Annotated in this window: 15 protein-coding genes; 1 reads left to right on the forward strand and 14 read right to left on the reverse strand. The window is 65.9% G+C overall.

Going from position 1 to position 18,274, the window contains the following annotated elements:
• Nucleotides 1-20: 20 nt before the first annotated feature.
• From EI545_RS09945 to EI545_RS09960, 4 genes are all read right to left on the reverse strand, one after another.
• Nucleotides 21-1,040 carry a serine/threonine-protein kinase gene (locus tag EI545_RS09945; RefSeq protein WP_125325329.1) on the reverse strand — a complete coding sequence of 340 codons (1,020 nt, stop codon included), beginning with the start codon at nucleotides 1,038-1,040 and terminating at the stop codon, nucleotides 21-23.
• Nucleotides 1,041-1,321: 281 nt separating this feature from the next.
• Nucleotides 1,322-4,222: a DNA translocase FtsK gene (locus tag EI545_RS09950; RefSeq protein WP_125325330.1), complete on the reverse strand. Its 2,901-nt coding sequence runs from the start codon at nucleotides 4,220-4,222 to the stop codon at nucleotides 1,322-1,324.
• A 7-nt stretch (nucleotides 4,223-4,229) separates the two neighbouring features.
• Nucleotides 4,230-5,408 carry an aminotransferase class I/II-fold pyridoxal phosphate-dependent enzyme gene (locus EI545_RS09955; protein WP_125325331.1) on the reverse strand — a complete coding sequence of 393 codons (1,179 nt, stop codon included), beginning with the start codon at nucleotides 5,406-5,408 and terminating at the stop codon, nucleotides 4,230-4,232.
• A 152-nt stretch (nucleotides 5,409-5,560) separates the two neighbouring features.
• Nucleotides 5,561-6,892 carry an amidase gene (locus EI545_RS09960; RefSeq protein ID WP_125325332.1) on the reverse strand — a complete coding sequence of 444 codons (1,332 nt, stop codon included), beginning with the start codon at nucleotides 6,890-6,892 and terminating at the stop codon, nucleotides 5,561-5,563.
• 77 nt (nucleotides 6,893-6,969) lie between these two features.
• On the opposite strand from EI545_RS09960, the gene EI545_RS09965 reads away from it, so the two are divergent.
• Nucleotides 6,970-8,199: an FAD-dependent monooxygenase gene (locus EI545_RS09965; protein WP_125325333.1), complete on the forward strand. Its 1,230-nt coding sequence runs from the start codon at nucleotides 6,970-6,972 to the stop codon at nucleotides 8,197-8,199.
• Between the two features lie 36 nt (nucleotides 8,200-8,235).
• Here the strand turns inward: EI545_RS09965 and EI545_RS09970 are convergent, their stop codons facing one another.
• From EI545_RS09970 to EI545_RS10015, 10 genes are all read right to left on the reverse strand, one after another.
• Nucleotides 8,236-9,258 carry a metal ABC transporter substrate-binding protein gene (locus EI545_RS09970; protein WP_125325334.1) on the reverse strand — a complete coding sequence of 341 codons (1,023 nt, stop codon included), beginning with the start codon at nucleotides 9,256-9,258 and terminating at the stop codon, nucleotides 8,236-8,238.
• A gap of 12 nt (nucleotides 9,259-9,270) precedes the next feature.
• Nucleotides 9,271-10,134 (reverse strand): metal ABC transporter permease, encoded by an 864-nt coding sequence (locus EI545_RS09975; RefSeq protein ID WP_125325335.1) that lies wholly within the window; start codon nucleotides 10,132-10,134, stop codon nucleotides 9,271-9,273.
• Nucleotides 10,131-10,868, reverse strand: a complete 738-nt coding sequence (aztA, locus tag EI545_RS09980) for a zinc ABC transporter ATP-binding protein AztA (RefSeq protein ID WP_125325336.1) — start codon at nucleotides 10,866-10,868, stop codon at nucleotides 10,131-10,133. The genes EI545_RS09975 and aztA overlap by 4 nt, the downstream gene beginning before the upstream one ends.
• Before the next feature lie 100 nt (nucleotides 10,869-10,968).
• Nucleotides 10,969-11,358 carry a Fur family transcriptional regulator gene (locus EI545_RS09985; protein ID WP_125325337.1) on the reverse strand — a complete coding sequence of 130 codons (390 nt, stop codon included), beginning with the start codon at nucleotides 11,356-11,358 and terminating at the stop codon, nucleotides 10,969-10,971.
• A gap of 115 nt (nucleotides 11,359-11,473) precedes the next feature.
• Nucleotides 11,474-12,592 (reverse strand): RuBisCO large subunit C-terminal-like domain-containing protein, encoded by a 1,119-nt coding sequence (locus EI545_RS09990; RefSeq protein ID WP_125325338.1) that lies wholly within the window; start codon nucleotides 12,590-12,592, stop codon nucleotides 11,474-11,476.
• Nucleotides 12,592-13,593, reverse strand: a complete 1,002-nt coding sequence (locus EI545_RS09995) for a transketolase family protein (RefSeq protein WP_245990355.1) — start codon at nucleotides 13,591-13,593, stop codon at nucleotides 12,592-12,594. The genes EI545_RS09990 and EI545_RS09995 overlap by 1 nt, the downstream gene beginning before the upstream one ends.
• Nucleotides 13,593-14,522, reverse strand: coding sequence for a transketolase (locus tag EI545_RS10000; RefSeq protein WP_125325340.1), 930 nt, complete (start codon nucleotides 14,520-14,522; stop codon nucleotides 13,593-13,595). Before EI545_RS10000 ends, EI545_RS09995 begins: the two co-directional genes overlap by 1 nt.
• A gap of 58 nt (nucleotides 14,523-14,580) precedes the next feature.
• A complete protein-coding gene (locus EI545_RS10005; protein WP_125325341.1) occupies nucleotides 14,581-15,618 on the reverse strand; it encodes a substrate-binding domain-containing protein in 1,038 nt (345 codons plus the stop codon).
• A 72-nt stretch (nucleotides 15,619-15,690) separates the two neighbouring features.
• Nucleotides 15,691-16,704: an ABC transporter permease gene (locus tag EI545_RS10010; protein WP_125325342.1), complete on the reverse strand. Its 1,014-nt coding sequence runs from the start codon at nucleotides 16,702-16,704 to the stop codon at nucleotides 15,691-15,693.
• Nucleotides 16,701-18,218, reverse strand: a complete 1,518-nt coding sequence (locus EI545_RS10015) for a sugar ABC transporter ATP-binding protein (RefSeq protein WP_125325343.1) — start codon at nucleotides 18,216-18,218, stop codon at nucleotides 16,701-16,703. Before EI545_RS10015 ends, EI545_RS10010 begins: the two co-directional genes overlap by 4 nt.
• Nucleotides 18,219-18,274: the final 56 nt, after the last annotated feature.

Below are 18,274 nucleotides of genomic sequence, written 5' to 3' on the forward strand. Positions count from 1 at the left end.
GCCGGCCGCAGGGATACAGCCTATGCGGTCTGAGCCTGCGGCTGTCCGGCCGGATGCGTCACGACCACGCGACGCAGGAGGGCCACGTTGCGGTAGACGTTGGCGTGATGTGGTGCGATAGCCTCCAGCCATTCGCCGGCCGACTGGTGCCGCGCCGAAGGCTGGACCGCCAGCGCCTTGTCGATGGCGGCCAGAAAGCCCGGCGGATAGCCCGTGACTGTTCTGGCAAGGGTCTTTACCGGGTCTGGCCGGCCTTCGATGATCGCCGAAATCCGGCTTTGGCAATCGACCGGAGCCTTGCCCATCACCGCGTGATAGAGCGACGCGCCCAGCGAGTAGATATCGCTGTAGGGCCCGCAGGTGCCGCCGGTCGCGTAAAGCTCCTGCGGGGAGTAGCCATCTTTCACCATGCTGAAACCGGTATGCTTCTGCCCGATGCCAAGCGACGTCTTGCGGGCAGAGCCGAAGTCGATCAGCACCGGCTCGCCATCGGCCCGGATGCAGATGTTGTCGGGCGAGATGTCGCAATGCAGCAAGTTCTGGTCATGGATGTGTGCCACCGCCGAAACCAGCTTGCGCGCCATGGTGACGATCTGGTCAGGGGTCAGGCTGGCCTTCTTTTCGTCGATGATTTCCAGAAGGTCGTGGCCCTTGATGTATTCCAGCGCCATGTAGGCGGTGTCATTGTCTTCAAACACCTGATGCACGCGCACGATGTTGGGGTGCGACAGGGCCGCAAGGATCTGGGCTTCGGCCATGAAGCCCCGGATGGCCTTATCCAGATGCGGCTTGTTGGCTTCCGACCGGGCGCGGACGCGGGTCTGGCTGCGGCGGCAGAAGGTGGGGACAAAACATTCCTTCAACACAACGTCCCGGTTCAGGTTGTCTTTGGCCAGATAGGTGATGCCAAAGCCGCCGCTGTTCAGGAACGAACCGACGCGGTACTGGCCATGAAACAGTGCGGTTCCGGGCAGCAGCACATCGTCAAGGTCGGCATCATTGTCGTCGTCGGTGGAACGGTCGAAGGCCATGGTATCCATCACTCCCCAGCAGCGGAAACCTGACCCGGGTCAAGGCAGGCAGCACCATCCCGGGCATGAATATGACTATGGGTCTGCAACCGTGGATTGCAACATTTTTTGGGCAGACTCGGGGCGCATAATGACCCCGCGCCGTGGATTGGCCGGATTTCGGGCGATTTTGTTAACGCGCTGACACATGCAAAGCGGGGAATTCACCGGGGCATGGGAAAAGAGCGCCCAACGAACGCCCGGACCCGCAGGACCGATTCGCTATCGGGACGCAGCGCCGGGGCGTTCGGTCAGCGTTCTTCCACCAGAATCTCGCGCTTGCCGACGTGGTTGGCGCGGGTGACGACACCCTGATCCTCCATCTGCTCCACCAGACGGGCGGCTTTGTTGTAGCCGATCCCCAGCTTGCGCTGGATGTAGGAGGTGGAGCATTTGCGGTCCTTCGCCACGATGGCGACGGCCTGATCGTAAAGCGTGTCATCGCCTTCGGAGTTCAGGCCAAGGACGGTGTCAATCTCGTTGTCACGCTCGTCATCCACGCTTTCGACGACACCGGACATATAGACCGGCGGGCCGAAGGATTTGAGGTGGTTGACGATCTCCTCCACTTCCTCATCGCTGACGAAGGGGCCATGGATACGGGTGATCTTGGCGCCGTTGCCCATGTAAAGCATGTCGCCCATGCCGAGGAGCTGTTCCGCCCCCTGTTCGCCAAGGATCGTGCGGCTGTCGATCTTCGAGGTGACCTGAAAGCTGATCCGCGTCGGGAAGTTGGCCTTGATCGTACCGGTGATCACGTCAACGGACGGGCGCTGGGTGGCCATGATCAGGTGGATACCGCTGGCGCGGGCCATCTGGGCAAGACGCTGGATGCAGGCTTCGATTTCCTTGCCGGCGACCATCATCAGGTCGGCCATCTCATCCACGATCACCACGATGTAGGGCAGGGTGACGGGGGCGAATTCTTCCGTCTCGAAGATCGGGTCGCCGGTTTCTTCGTCAAACCCGGTCTGGATGGTGCGCTTGAACATCTCATTCTTCGACAGCGCCTCACGCACGCGGCCGTTGTAGCCTTCGATGTTGCGGACGCCCATCTTGGACATCTTGCGATAGCGTTCCTCCATCTCTCCGACCACCCATTTCAGGGCGACGACGGCCTTTTTCGGGTCGGTCACGACGGGGGAGAGGAGGTGCGGGATGCCGTCATAGACGGACAGTTCCAGCATCTTCGGGTCGATCATGATCAGGCGGCATTCTTCCGGCGTCAGCTTGTAAAGCAGTGACAGGATCATGGTGTTGATCGCGACGGATTTGCCGGAGCCGGTGGTACCCGCGATCAGAAGGTGGGGCATCTTGGCAAGGTTGGCCACGATGGGATCGCCGCCGATGTCCTTGCCAAGGGCAAGGGGCAGGCGCATCTGGCTGTCGCCAAAGTCGCGGGCGGAGATGATTTCGCGCAGGACCACTTTCTCACGCACGGCGTTGGGGAGTTCGATGCCGATCACGGTGCGGCCGGGCACGGTTGAAACGCGGGCGGACAGCGCCGACATGCTGCGGGCGATGTCATCGGCAAGGCCGATCACGCGGGAGGCTTTCAGGCCGGGGGCAGGTTCCAGCTCGTACATGGTGACGACCGGGCCGGGGCGGACGGCGGTGATTTCGCCTTTGACGCCGTAATCGTCGAGGACGGATTCCAGCATGCGGGCGTTTTCCTCCAGCGCCTCATCCGACAGCTGGGTGCGCTGGATGGCGACGGGGGCAGAGAGCAGGCCAAGGGGCGGAAGTTCGTAGACCGGGGCGGTGTCGTCAAAGCGCAGGCCGGGCTGGGTTTCGGCCATCGCCTGCCGCGAGGGGGCGGGCTTCTTGGCCGCGTGCTGGACGACCGCGCGCCGGTCGGCCGGGGCGGCAAAGCGGCGCAGGGCGGGGTTTTCGTCTTCGACCACGGCGTCGTCGTCATCCCAGGCGGTGTCTTCGGCGAACATGTTCACCGGGGCGGTGGGGTCTTCATCCTCATCCACCTCGGGCTGCCAAACGGGGGCTGCCACGGGCGGCGTGGCAGGCAGCGGGCGGGTGTTGGCCATCAGGACGACAGGGCCACGCGGGCGCATGACGGGGGGTTCGATGCGGGCGGTCGGGGTGGTGGGCAGGGGGTCGGGCGCGCGCTGGACGCGGTTCCGGATGACGTCCGAGATGCGGGCCTTGATGCGGTCTTCGCTGGGCAGGCTGGCATCCCAGGCGGCGTCGGCAATCGGCTGGTCCACAAGTTCCGGCTGCGGATCGGTCGCGCGGCGCAGGCGGGACAGGAAGCTGGGCTTCTGGGGGGCCGGGGCGGCTTCGGGTACATGCGCGCGCGGGTCGGCGCGCAGGGCAGACGGCATGCTGCGCGACGGGGCGGCGCGCAGGGGTTCCGGCGTCATCCCATGGCTGGTGACAGGCGGCAGCGTGCGGTGGATGGCACCGCCGTCGCGCGCCACAAGCGGGGCGGCGGCGCGGTTGCGGGCGCGGTCTTGCAGCGTGCGGGCCCCCATGACAGCGCCGCGCGCGCCCGTCCCAAGACCTTGCGCCAGGGCCGAGTAGCCCATGATCGTGCCCAGAAGCAGAAAGCGGCGGATTGCCCTCAGTTCGGCCATGTCAAAGCCGGTGACGTAGAGCATCATCACCACAAGCCCGGCGAAGGTCAGAACCGACAGCAGTTTCAGCCCGAACCCTGCGCTGCCGGGAAGGACGCCGATCAGCGACCCAAGGACAGTGTCGCCGAACAACCCGCCCAGACCAAAGGTGTGGGTCCAGCTGTCACCCGGCACAAGTGTCGCGCAATGCACGGCGGCAAAGGCCACGGCGATCACGGCAAAGACCACCCGGCCCAAGGCACGCTCACCCCCCCGGTGCAGCATGAACCGCCCGCCCCACAGGGCGAAGATCACCGGGAAGGCCCAGGCGCCGCGGCCAATCAGGATGATCAGGGTCGAGGACACCGCCGCGCCGAAGCGGCCAAAGAAATTCCGGGCCGGTTCTTCCGTCGCGACCATCCAGCCGGGGTCTTCCGGCGAGTAGCTGCCCAGCATGAGCGCGAAGGCCAAGGCCACCAGCAACAGGGCCAGACCCAGAAGCTCACGCCCGCGGCGTTCGAGCATTGCCTGCGTGCCTTGGTCCAGAAGTGGATCGCGCTGCCGAGCCTGAAAGGAAGCCATGGTCACCTCACCCGTAAAGACAATCGCGAAGCTGGGTCAGCCCGCGCTGCGTTTCTTCTGCCGGGGCCACAAGGGCGACCCGGATATAGCCTGCGCCGGGGTTCTGGCCCCCGACATCGCGCGACAGGTAAGCGCCGGGCAGAACCCGCACCCCCGTTTCGCGCCAAAGTTTCAGCGTGGCCACCTCGCCATCATCGACGGGCAGCCACAGGAAAAAGCCGCCCTCCGGGGTCTGATAGCCCTGCAGTCCCGCAAAGATCGTGTCAGCCTCATCGAACTTCTGCTGATAGAGCGCGCGCGATGTGGTGACGTGGCCCTCATCCTGCCAGCAGGCCTCGGCCACCTTTTGCAACGGCAGGGGCAAGGGCGCCCCGGCAAAGGCGCGCAACTGGCGCAGGCGCAGCATGGATTGCGGGCCAGCGGCCACAAAGCCGGACCGGAGGCCGGGCAGGTTTGACCGTTTCGACAGCGAATGGAACACCACCGCACGTTCCGGATCGGCCCCCTGCCCCGCCGCAACCTGCAACAGGCCGGGAGGCGGGGAGGTGCGCCAGATCTCGGAATAGCATTCATCGGCAAGAACGGTGAAATCATGCCGTTCCGCCAAGGCCAGCAGATCGGCGAGGTAGTCTTTCGACGCTACCGCCCCTTGCGGGTTGGCGGGTGAGCAGATGTAGGCAAGCGCCACGCGGTCCAGCACATCCTTGGGCAGGCTGCCATAGTCCGGCAGGTGGCCAGTCGCGGCGGTGGCGGGGACGTAGACGGGTTCAGCCCCCACGGCCAAGGCGGCCACGGCATAGACCTGATAGAACGGGTTCGGCATCAGGATGACGGGCTTTTTGCCGTTCTTCATCTCGGGGCAGAGCGCGATGGCGGCGTTGAAAAGGCCTTCACGCGTGCCGTTCAGGACCATCAGGCGGTCTTCGGTCACCGTCACGCCATAGCGGCGGGCGATCCAGCCGGAGATGGCTGCCAGAAGATCAGGCGTGCCGTCATTGGGCGGGTAGATACCGAAACCCGCAAGGTTGGCTGCAAGGATCGGGCCGACGAAATCAGGCATGGCATGGCGCGGCTCGCCGATGGTCATGGCGATGAGATCGCCGCCGGGGGCGTGCGCGTCGAGAAGTTTCCGCAGGCGCGGAAACGCATATTCTGGCAGGTTCGAAAACCGCTCAGGAAAAGCCATTGCTGCCTCAAGGTCGGGGTCTATGTGCCCCATTTGGGGGGACGATAGCCGGGTGCTGCGCGCAGGTCCAGAAAAACCAGCCGGGTTAGGGGGTTGGCGGGCAAGGCTGTGGCTTTTTGGCAGAGGTGGAATCAGTCGGGCTGAAGCCCGACCTACCGCAGTGCGCGTTCGGCGGCTGCACCCAGACGAAGCAGGCGCGCCTCGGCGTTCGGCGGGGCCATCAGGCTGATCCCGCAGGACGGTTGCGACGTGGGCAGGGTCAGCGCGCACAGGCCCAGCATGTTGCCAATTCTGGTATTGCGCAGGGCCAGCAGATTTTCCGTCACATAATAGGCATCATCGGTCATCAGCCGGTTGGCATCAGGCGGCAGGATGGGCGAGGTGGGAAGCAGGACGGCATCATAGGCGGCTGTGCGGTCGGCCCAGATCGCGCGGATGTCGCGCACGCGACGCCAGGCGGCGACGTAATCGGTCGCGGAGAAGCTGGCGCCAGAACGGAAGCGTTCCAGAATGCGGGAAAACATCTTTTCCGGTGCCTTTTCAATGGTTTCACGCCAAATTCCATAGGCTTCGGCGGTGAAGATGATGGCGGCAAGACTCAAGGCCTCGGCCACCTCAGGGGCAGCGATCCGGTCAATCTGCGCCCCGGCGCGGGCAAGGCGGGCTATGGCGTCGTCAAACCCCTTGGCCGGACGGTCGCGGATATCGTCAAGCGCCACGGTTTCCAGCACGGCAAGGCGCTTTCCGGTCAGGTCGGTCCCGGACAGATCGGCGACGCGGGCGCCTTGCAGCGCGGCAAGCAGGTGGGCGCAGTCTTCCACCGAATGGGCCAGCGGGCCGACAGTGTCGAGCGTCTCGCACAGCGGGACGATGCCGGTCAGGGGCAGGCAGCCGGCGGTCGTCTTGAGGCCGACAAGATCATTCCAGGCGGCAGGGATCCGGACGGAGCCGCCGGTGTCAGACCCGATGGCGGCGGGGGCCAGACCAAAGGCGACCGAGGCGGCAGCGCCGGAGGACGAGCCCCCCGGCACGGCGCGGTCGTCGTTCAGGCAGGGGGGTGTGGCGGTGACGGGGTTCAGGCCAAGGCCGGAGAAGGCCAGTTCCGACATATGGGTCTTGCCAAGGCAGACAAGGCCCTGAAGCGTTGCGGTTTCCAGCACGGCGGCGTCCCGGGTGGGGGTGCGGTGCTTAAGGAGCGCCGAGCCCGCCTCGGTCGGTATTCCTGCGGTGTCGAACAGGTCCTTCCAGCTGATCGGAACCCCGTCCAGCAGGCCCTTGCGGAGGCCAGCCTTGGCGCGGCCGGCGGCGGCCATCGCCTCGCCCCGCGCGCGGTCGGCGGTGGTGCGGGCGTAGATGCGGGGGGCATGGGTGTGGGTGTCGATGACGTCAAGGAACGCCTCGGCCAGTTCGACCGGGTGGATGCGGCCTGTGCCGATCTCTCGCCCCAGTTCAGTGGCGGTCATGTTTGCCCAAGTGCCGATCATGTTTATCCCCCGTTTGTGGTGACGGTAGCGGCTTGCGGACGCATGGACAATCCGCCAGCGCAAGGTATGTCTGGGGCATGACATGGGACACCGATATCGTGATTGCGGGTGGAGGGCTGAACGGCCCGGCCCTGGCCTTGGCGCTGGCACAAGGGGGGTTTCGGGTGACGGTGGTCGACACCCGCCCGGCGCCGGATCGGGCAGAGGCGGGGTTTGACGGGCGGGCCTATGCGCTGGCGATTGCGTCGACGCGCCTGTTGACGGCGATTGGGGTCTGGGGGGCGGTGGCGGACAAGGCGCAACCGATCCTTGAGATCAAGGCCAGCGATGGCCGCGCCGGTGAAGGGGCTGCGCCCTTCTTCCTGCACTTCGACCATGCCGAAATAGAGGATGGCCCGATGGGGCATCTGCTGGAGGACCGGTTCCTCTATGCGGCTTTCCTGCAGGCCATGCAGGCCGCACCCGGCGTGACGCTGCTTTCGGGTGAGACGGTGGTCGCGCAAGAGGTCTCCCCAACCGGGGTTTCGGTGACGCTGGCCAGTGGCAAGGTGCTGACGGCGGGGCTGCTCGTCGGCTGTGACGGGCGCGGGTCGGGTGTTGCCTCCCGGGCCGGGATCAAGCGGGTGGGCTGGGGCTATGGCCAGACGGCGCTGGTCACGGCGATTGCGCATGAGCGGGACCATGGCGGCGTGGCGCAGCAGTTCTTCATGCCCTCGGGGCCTTTGGCGATTCTGCCGCTGAAGGGCGGGCATCATTCCAGCATCGTATGGAGCGAGGATGCTGAGACGGCCGCCGCCATTCAGGCGCTGCCGGATGACCAGTATCTTGAGGCGCTGCGACCGCGGTTCGGTGACTTTCTGGGCGAGATTTCCTTGGCAGGGGCGCGGTTTACCTATCCGCTTAGCCTGTCGCTGGCGGAACGTTTTGTTGCCCCGCGCGTGGCGCTGGTGGGCGATGCGGCGCATGGGGTGCATCCGATTGCCGGGCAAGGCCTGAACCTTGGCCTGCGCGATGTCGCGGCCTTGGCCGAAGTCCTGATTCTGGCCCGGCGGCGCGGGGAAGAGCCGGGGTCGCCCGTGGCGCTGGAGGAATACCAGCGCTGGCGGCGGTTCGATGCCACGGCGCTGGCGCTCGGGATGGATACGGTGAACCGGATCTTTTCCACCGACAACCCGATCCTGCGGCTGGGCCGCGATCTGGGGATGGGGATCGTGGGTGCGATGCCCGGCCTTCGGCGCGGGTTCATCCGTCAGGCGGCGGGCCTGACGGGGGAATTGCCAAAGCTTTTGACCGGGCGGCCGATCTGAGCGGGTGAGTGGGTCGGGGCAGGCCCCGACCTACGGTTATGACCCAAGTGCTGCGGTCAGTTGCTTGAGGTTGTGGCGCATCATCGCCAGATAGGTCGGCCCTTCGCCTTCGGGGCCCGAGAGCGCGTCGGAGAACAGGGTGCCGCCGATCTTGGCGCCGGTTTCGTTGGCGATCTGGTCCAGAAGGCGCGGGTCGGCGATGTTTTCGACGAAGACGGCGTTGATGCCAGCCTCACGGATCTGGGTGATCAGGCCGGCGACGTCGCGGGCCGATGCCTCCGCCTCGGTCGACACACCTTGCGGCGAGACGAAGGTCAGGCCGTAGGCGGCGGCGAAGTAGCCAAAGCTGTCATGCGAGGTGACGATCGTGCGGCGGTCTGCGGGCAGGGCGGCGACGGCGGCGACAATCTCGGCATCCAGCGCGGACAGCTGTTCCAGATAGGCGGTCGCGTTGGCCTGATAGACGGCAGCGCCTTCCGGGTCAGCGGCAGACAGGCCCTTGGCGATGTTTTCGACATAGATCGCGACGTTGGTCACGCTTTGCCAGGCGTGCGGGTCTTCGGCACCGTGGTCATGGGCGTGGTCGTGGTCGTGATCGTCATGGGCATCCGCCTTGGCGGTTTCGTGAGCGTGGTCATCGTGATCGGCGTGGTCATCATGGGCCTCGTGATCTTCATGATCGTCGTGGCCCTCTTCCACGGCCGCCTCGGCAAAGGCCAGCGGCGTTATGCCGTCAGTCGCAGTGACGATGGTGGCACTGGTGCCGGAGGCTTCGACCAGACGGTCCATCCAGCCTTCGAAGCCAAGGCCATTGGCCACGATCACCGCCGCATCGGCCACGCCCTGCGCATCGGCGGGCGACGGCTGGTAGACATGCGCATCACCATCCGGGCCGACAAGGGTGACCAGCTCTACCCGGTCGCCACCGACCTGGGCGACAAGGTCCCCAAGGATGGAGAAGGTGGCGACAACCTTCAGGCGGTCTTGCGCCAAGGCGGGGCTGGCAAAGGCAAGGGTGGCAGCGGCGGCCGAGGCGAGGAGGAGGCGGCGTGTCAGCATGGTCTGAACCTTTCAGGCGTCAAGATGCGGGCGCGGGAAGGCGCGGGTGTAAAGGCTGCCGACCGGACCAAAGCCCAGCGACAGAAGGTACAGGCAACCGGCAGAGAGGATGATCGCGGGGCCCGAGGGCAGGCCTGCGTGGTAGGACATCAGAAGCCCGATGACCGAGGCGATGCTGGCCGACAGGGCGGCGACAACCAGCATCCCGCTGATGCTGTTGGCCCAGAACCGCGCGGTGGCGGCGGGCAGGATCATGATGCCGACAGCCATCAACGTGCCCAGCGCCTGAAACCCGGCAACAAGGTTGAGGACCACAAGGGCGAGGAAGATGAAGTGGACAGGCCCGCTCCACCGGCTGACCGAGGCGAGGAAACGCGGGTCGGCGCATTCCATGACCAGCGGGCGGAAGATCAGGGCAAGGGTGGCAAGGGTGACGGTGGTGATGGCACAGAGCAGGATCAACGCAGCGTCATTCAGCGCAAGGACGGTGCCGAACAGGACATGCATCAGATCAACGTTGGAGCCTTTCAGCGATACCAGAAGCACGCCCAGCGCCAGCGAGATCAGGTAGAAGGCGGCCAGCGAGGCGTCTTCGCGCAGCGCCGTCACCCGGGCAACTGCCCCGGTGAGGAGCGCAACCGCCAACCCGGCAACAACGCCGCCGATGGTCATTGCGCCAAGGTTCAGCCCGGCGACCAGATAGCCGACGGCAGCCCCCGGCAGGATGGCATGGGCCATGGCATCGCCCGTCAGGCTCATCCGGCGCAGCATCAGAAAGACGCCCACGGGGGTCGCGCCCAGCGAAATGGCAAGGCAGCCGAGAAGGGCGCGTTGCATGAAGGCGAAGTCGGCGAAGGGGTCGATCAGCCAGCTCATGCCGCGCCAAGCTCAACCCGGTCGCAGACGGGGGCGGATTCGACGAAGGCTTCGGAGTTTTGCCGCGCGCGGAACAGGTTTTCGGCGGTCAGGACCTGGGCGGTCGGACCGTGCGCCACCTTTTCCCGCGCCAGAAGCAGCGTATCGGGGAAGTGGTTGCGGACTGCCTCAAGATCATGGAGCACGGCGAGGACAGTGCGGCCTTCGCCGTGCCAGCGCTTGACGACCTGCAGAAGTTCCCCCGCCGTGCGGGTATCCAGCGCGGTGAAGGGTTCGTCCAGCAGGATCAGGTCGGCGTCCTGCAGTAGCAGCCGCGCGAACATCACGCGCTGCATCTGGCCGCCGGACAGGGCGGCAATCGGGCGGCGGTCAAAGCCGGTCAGACCGACAGCGGCCAGTGCATCGGCGACTTTGGCGGCGGCTGAACCGGAGATGCGGCCAAAGGCCCCGGCGCTGTGCCACAGGCCCATGGCGACAAAGGCCCCGACGGAAACGGGAAAGCTGCGGTCCACCTCGGACAGTTGCGGCAGATAGGCAAGGCGGCGGGCGGTGCGGTCGATCCGGCCTTCCAAAGGCGCAATCTCGCCGATCAGACCTTTGAGCAGGGTGGATTTCCCGGCACCATTGGGGCCGACCACGGCCGTCAGGCTGCCGGGGAGGAGGTCAAGGTTCAGGTGATGCACCGCGGGGTGGCGGTCATAGCCCAAGGTCAGGTCGCGGAGTTTCAGTGCCATGGTCAGCCTACCACCAGCCAGAGGCCAAACCAGAGAAGCGAGGAAAGGCCCAAGGCCAGCGCAAGGCGGCCAAAGATGCCCGAAAGAAGCAGGTCGCGGTTCATGCGCGGTGCCCCGCGGTACAGTCGCTGCAACTGCCATGCACCTCGATCGTCTGGCGGGCTTCGGTGAAGCCCTCCGCCTCAAGGCTTTGGTGCAGCGTTTCGAACAGGTTTGGCGCGGTGACGGTGCGGACCGTGCCGCAGTCATCGCAGATCACCACGACGCCCGACGCATCGGTCTTGACCGCAGCCCAGGCGCGCAGGGTTTCGATCTTGCGCACCAGACCCGCATCCTCCAGCCCCTTCAACGCGCGGTAGACCGTGGGCGGGGCGACCGCGCCTGGCCCGTGCTGCATCTGGCTGAGCAGTTGATAGGCGGACATGGGGCCGTCTGCCGCCCGGAGAAGGGCAAGCACTTCGGTCTCATTCCGGGTCAGTCCATCACGCATGGCGGTCCTGCATTGGGTGGCAAACGCCGCTGTCCCGATTCGGATCAGCGGTTGCAGGGTGTAACTAGGTTATAACATAACAGGGCGCAAGGGCGCGTCTTTTGCCTTGGCCGGTTCAGGCCGAGGCATCCAATGCTGCGCGCATGGCGGCGACGGCGTGATCGATCCTGTCGGGGTCTTTCAGGAGGCTGCCGCCGAGGAGGTAGACGACGTCCTGCCCGTACATCGCCTGCATCTCAGCGGCGCGCGCCACGCTCATCCCGCCGCCGGGGCTGGGGAGCATGGGGATGCCGGGGCCAGCGGGGGTGCGGCAGGCATGGGCGATTTGTTGACACTCGGTCGCACTGAACCCGAAGCGGCCGCCGACGTTGGGGAAGACCGAGATGTCGGAGCCCGCAAGGCGCTGGAGGGTGCCGAAGATCACGCCGTGGTCGATGCCAGTGTCGGGGGCAAGGACGTAGGGGCCGAGGAATGAGGGGTGGGTCATGACGGGCAGGTTCAGGCTTGGGTCAGCCGCAATGCGCTGGACGAGGCCAAAGCCGAAGAGGCCGGGCATGACGAGGACGCCATCCGCACCTGCGTCTTTCAGGAAGCGCAGGTTGCCTTCGATCTGGTCGGCGGGGCCGGAGAGGTTGGCGAAGTAGAGGGTTTGGCGGCCGGTCTCCTCCCTCGCCTGCCGCATGGCTTTGACCACCGCAGACACGCGGGCGCGGAAGGGGGCGGTGGGTTGGCCGGCTAGGCCGTGGTCTTCCTTGACGATGTCTGCGCCTCCGTGGACGCAGCCTGCGGCGAGTTTGGCGAAGCTCTCTGGGGGAAGGCCCATGGGTTTCAGGACCGGGGCGATAAGGCCACCGGTGGCGCGGCCACACAGCGCGCGGATGCCGGGGATGCCGAAGCGGGGGCCGGGGAAGCGGGCGGCCATGGTGGGGCCGGGGTCAACTCCGGTGACGCGGATGCCTTGCTGGATGGAGGAGTTGCCGAAGACCACGTTCAGGAATTGGGTCAGTTCATCCCCCGCGCTGTCGGGGGAATAGCTGAGGGTGGCTTGCCATTGGCCTTCGGCCAGTTGGGTTACATCTTCCACCCGGCCAAGGATTTCATCTTCGACGTACCCAGCGGGAACTACTTTGCGCGGGATTTCCACGGTCTGCTCCAGCGCGATGCCTTCGGCGCGGGCGGTGGCCTCGGCAAGGGACGCCGCCCGCAGGCGGTAAGTGACGCGGAAGCGCTGCATCAGAGGGCTTCGGCCTTGACCAGCGAATGGACGGCGTCGATCCGCACGCCTTCAAGCGCTGCTTCGTCAATGCCGGTGGTCTGGCCGGTCAGCCGCTCCACCGCGCGGACAAGGGACAGGGCGTCCATCCCGTAGTGGCGCATGAGGTAGGGGCGCGAGCCGCCGTGGGCGTAGGTATCCTGCAGGCCAAGGCGGATCAGGCGGCGGGCAAGACCGGCTTCGGCCAAAGCCTCGGCCACCATGGAGCCGATGCCCCCGGCGACGAGGTGGTTTTCAAGGGTGATGACGCCGTGGCGGACAGAGGCCGCGTGTTCGACGATCTGAGCGGCGTCGAAGGGTTTCAGGGTGTTCAGGTGCAGGTGGCGGACCGACACCCCAGCGCGGGACAGGGCACCCCGGGCGCGGATCGCTTCTTCCGTCGTGATCCCTGCGGTGATGACCAACACGTCATCGCCTTCAGACAGGACGCGCATCTGGCCGATCTTCAGGGGCGTGTCGAACAGGCGCGGGACAGCACCGCGCAGGATGCGGCAGTAGACGGGGCCATCGACGGTGTCGGCCTCGGCCACGATGGATTCCACCTCGGTCGCGTCGCCTGCTTCCAGCACGGTCATGTTGGGAATGGTGCGCATGACGGAGATGTCTTCAATCGCCTGATGGGTCATGCCGCCGGGGGTGGTGACGCCGGGCAGGAACCCCATGAGGCGCACGCGGCGGCGGGGGTAGGCGATGGAGGCCATCAGCTGGTCATAGGGGCGGCGGTAGAGGAAGACGCCGAAGGAGTGGAGAAAGGGGCGGAACCCGGCAAGGCCAAGGCCGCCCGCGAAGGAGAGCATGTTTTGTTCGGCCATGCCGAGGGACAGGAACTGATCGGGGTGGCGGTCGCGGAAACCGTCGATTTCGCAGGATGAGGTAAGGTCGGCGGAGAGGCACAGCACCTCGGGGTGTTGCACGGCGTAGGCTTCGAAGGCCGAGGCGTAGGGGCGGTTGACCATTTCCATCAGTGGGCCTCCAGCTTTACCGGGGCGATGCCCAGTTCGGCGGCAATCTCAAGGTTCATGCGGGCGCGTTCCTCATCCGACTTGAAGCGGACGTAGTGGAGGCGGGGAAAGCGGCTCATCAGGCTTTCCATGCCTTGGGTAGGGCGGGAATGGGCCAGCACGATCAGCGGGCGGCCAGTGTGCGGGGTGGCGGCGGCGGCGCGCATGGCGGACAGGTCATGGGCGTCAACCTCAGCCACCACAGCGCCGAAATCGCGCAGTTTGGTGGCGATGTCGCCCACGGTCATCACATCGTCCATCGCGCCGTCGCATTGCTGGCGGTTGACGTCCATGATGGCCCAGAGATTGTCGATGCCATGGTGGGCAGCGGCCTGAACGGCCTCCCACGTTTGACCTTCCTGCACCTCACCATCCGACATGAAGACACAGACGCGGCCCGTGTGGCCAAGGCGCTTGCGGCCCCACGCCAAACCGGCAGCAGTGGAAAAGCCGATGCCGAGGGTGCCGTTGTGCACCTCCATCCCCGGGGAGTGTTCGGCGCCGATCATCTCGACCGAGGTGCCGTCCTTGTTGAACATCTCCAACCCCTCGGGCGCCATGCGGCCAACCTCGATCAGGCAGGCGTAGGCGACGAGGGCGTAATGGGCGGGGGCGATGAACAGGCGATCATGCACGGCGTCGAAGGGGCCGTTGTAGCCAGCGCCGGTGACATAGTCGGGGTTGTCAGCCGAGGGCACGCCGGAGAAGGGCGGCGGGATCATCGGCATGGTGGAAGGGCCGAGGTTCAGCCCTTCGTTATAAAGGAACGCCAGCTGTTCGGCGGCCGAACAAGCCTGGCTGAGGTAGCCGCCATTGTTGCGGATGGTGTGTTCGAAGACACGGGACCGGATGGCATGCGCGATGGCTTCGGTGGATTTTTCGTTGCGCAAGGGTCCTCTCCTGTCTGGTGGTGCGGTGGGCCGCTGGTTGGCGGCCCACCGAAGGGGGTCAGCGTGGCGGCAGCGTCATCCACGGGGCCATGGCCACATCGGCATGGGCGAAGGCGGGCAGTTTCGCGCCCAGTTCTTCCATGTTGGTGATGTTCAGCTCATTCAGCATGGCCTGGGTGATCAGCGTTGGCGGGACGATCACGGATGCGCCCGGGTCTTCCCCGGCCAGCAGCAGCGCGAGGGTGCGCACCGACACTTCCCCCACCACGGCGGGGTTGGTGGCGGCGGTGGCTTTCCAGGACGACCCCGCCTCGCGCATCAGCTGGATGTCAGCGGTGGACACGTCGGCCGAGTAGATCGAGACTTGGCCGGACATTCCCGCCTCATCCACGGCGATCTTCACGCCCTTGGCGAATTCGTCATAGGGGGCGAACATGACCTGGATGTTGGGGTTGGCCGAGAGCACCGACCGCGCCTGGTTGGCGACGGAGTTGGCGATGGGGTTGTCGAGCGTGCCAAACATCGCGACTTCGTTGATGCCGGGGTTGGCGGCCTTCACCTCTTTCCAGGTCTCATCCCGGCGATCCAAGGGCGCGATGCCGGGAACGTAGACGTAGCCCGCGACCCATTCGTTGCCGTTGTCGGCCAGCGCCGCCTCAAGCGCCAGACGGGCAAGGTCACGGTCGGACTGTTCGACCTGCGGGATGGCCGGGTTTTCGACGTTCACGTCGAAGGCCACGACCTTGATCCCCGCATCCACCGCGCGCTGGGCGGCTTCCTTCATGGATTCGGTCAGGCCGTGCTGGATGATGATGCCGTCCACGCCCAGGGCGATGGCCTGATCCACCATGTCAGCCTGCAGGGCGGCATCCTGCCGGCTGTCAAAGACCTGCAGGTTCACGCCAAGGGCGGCGGCCTGCTTTTCCACGCCAGAGAGGTAGGCCTGGAAGAAGTCACCGGTGGAAAGATAGCGGACAAGGGCGATGTTCACCTCACCCGGGTTGTCGAAGGGCGCGGGGGCGGTTTGCGCAAGGCCGAGGGTTGGCACAAGTGCCACGCTGGTCACGAGGGCTGCGAAAGTGCGTCTGGAGATCATTGGTTCCTCCCTATTCTCCAAGGTCGTAATGGGTCCGGGTTTGCCGCTTCTGCGGGCGGTTGTCCGGGGCGTTCAACCGCGCCCCCGGCCTGCACGGCCGGACAGCGCGAAGGTGAAGACAAGGGCGACGACAAGAACCGCGCCCTTGATGAAATCCTGCGTGTAGTAAGGCGCGTTCAGCATCGTCAGGCCCTGCAGCAGGATGCCGACGAACAGCGCCCCGATGGCGGTGCCAAAGGCGTTGGGCTTGGCCGCACCAAGGACGGCAAAGCCGATCAGCGCCGCTGCGACCGCGTCCAGAAGCAGGTTGTTGCCCGAGGCGATGTCACCCCGTCCCAGCCGGGCGGACAGCAGGATCCCCCCGACCGAGGCGAGCACGCCCGAAATCATGTAGGCCAGGATCCGGTAGCCCGCGACGTTGATCCCCGCGAGCCGCGCGGCCTGCGCGTTGGACCCGATGGCATACATCACGCGGCCATGCCGGGTCAGTTCCAGAAACCCCCAGACCAGCACGGCGATGGCGATCAGGAACACCACGGACAAGGGCACAAGGTCAGGCAGGATGAAATCAATCCGGTGGCGGCCCAGCATCAGGAAGCCTTCGGAAAAGCCGCCTGTCGCGTTGGTGCCATCCGTCAGGACCATGCCAGTGGAGATGGAGTTGCCTTGGGTGGGAATGCGCTGGAGCCCGACCAGCAGGAACATCATCCCCAGCGTGGCCAAGAGGTCCGGCACCTTCATCTTGACGATCAAAAGCCCATTGATCAGCCCCACAACCGCGCCCATCGCCAGGCAGAACAGGACGGCGGCAACCGCCCCCATTTCCCAGATCACCATCACATAGGCTGACAGCATCATGGCCGAGGTCGCGACGGCGCCGATGGAAAGGTCAAACCCGTCCACCACCAGCGTGGCCGTGACGCCCAGCGCGAGGATGCCGGTGATCGCCACCGATTGCAGGATGAACACCGCGCTTTGCGGAGACATGAAGGCGGGTTTCAGGACCGAGAACACCAGGATCAGCCCCGCCATCAGCAGAAGGAACCCGTAGCGGATGGCGAATTCGGTGGGCGAAAAGGTCTTCATGCCGGCACGTCCATTCTGTCGTCGAGGGAGCCTGCGACCTGCGCCATCAGGCGGCCAAGGTCGATGGCCTCATTCCGGTGATCGCCGACAAGGGTGTGTTCGCTCATCACCAGAATGCGGTCGGCAACTTCCAGCGCCTCATCAATCTCGGCGCAGAGGACCAGCGTGGCGCGGGTGGCGGCGCTGTCACGGATGCGGCGGCCGATGTCGCGGCGGGCCTGAATGTCGACGCCCTGGAAGGGCTCATCCAGGATCAGCAGGCGGCTGGCTTCGGCCATCCAGCGGCCGACGACGACCTTTTGCTGGTTGCCGCCGGACAGCGTCAGGATACCGTCGCGCGGGCCTTGGCAGACGACGCCCATCGCCTGAATGCTGCGCTGTGCGGCGGCGCGTTCGGCGGCGCGGCGGATCAGGCCAAGCGGGCCGGAGTGGTTGGCGGTGAAGGGCAGGCTGAGGTTCGACTGGATGTCGAAGGCCGGGATGACGGCGTTGATGAGGCGGTCCTTCGCGGCAAGGAAGACGCCCGAGGCCACGGCTTGCGCGGGGTTGGCTGGGCGGTAGGGGGTGCCGTTCAGGGTCAGGCTGCCCGCAACCGGGGCCTCAAGCCCGAACAGGACCGAGGCGAGGGCGGATTTGCCGGAGCCGACAAGGCCGGTGATTGCCACCACCTCATTCGCGCGGAGGGCAAGGTCAAAGGGCCGCGCCTCGGGTTTCAGCTGCAGGCCGGTGGCTTGCAGCATGACCGGGCCGGGGGGCGGGATGGTGATGTCCACCTCGGTAATCTCATGCCCCAGCATGGCGCGGACGGCGGCGGAGTAATCCAGCGGAGCGCCTTCGAACAGGCCCGACACCTGACCATCGCGCATGGAGATGATCCGGTCGGCCAGGCGGCGGATGTCGGACATGCGGTGCGAGATATACAGGATCGCCACCCCATCGGCGCGCAGACGGTCGATCAGGGTGAACAGACGCTGCGCTTCGGCGATGGAGAGGGAGGAGGTGGGTTCGTCAAGGATCAGAAGGCGCGGCTTGTGGGCCATGGCGCGGGCGATGGCGACAAGCTGGCGGTCGGCCAGCGGCAGGCCAGCAACGGGGCGGGTGACGTCAATCGTCAGCCCCACGGCGGCGGCGATGCGGCGGGCATCCTCGCGCATGCGGCGGGCGTTCAGGAACAGGCTGCCGCCTTCGGCCAGCGAATCGAGGAGGAGGTTCGAGGCCACATCCAGCCCCGGCACCACGCCGTCATTGATGTTCTGGTGAACCGTCACCACCCCCGACCGCAGCGCCTGCGCCGGGCCTTCGGGGGCGAAGGGCTTGTCGTCCAGCAGCACCTGCCCGGCATCGGCGCGGTGGACGCCGCAGAGGACCTTGACCAGCGTGGATTTCCCCGCGCCGTTGGCGCCCATCAGCACGGTCACTTGCCCTGCTGGCAGGTCCAGATCAACGCCACGCAGCACCGCGTTGCGGCCAAAGGCCTTGGTCAGCCCACGGATGGTGATGGCCTGGCGTGTCATTGATCCTCGCTCCCAAGGCCGTACGCTATCTGCCGATCATCATTTGTCAATATAAT

The organism is Tabrizicola piscis, from assembly GCF_003940805.1.
Lineage (GTDB): Bacteria > Pseudomonadota > Alphaproteobacteria > Rhodobacterales > Rhodobacteraceae > Tabrizicola > Tabrizicola piscis.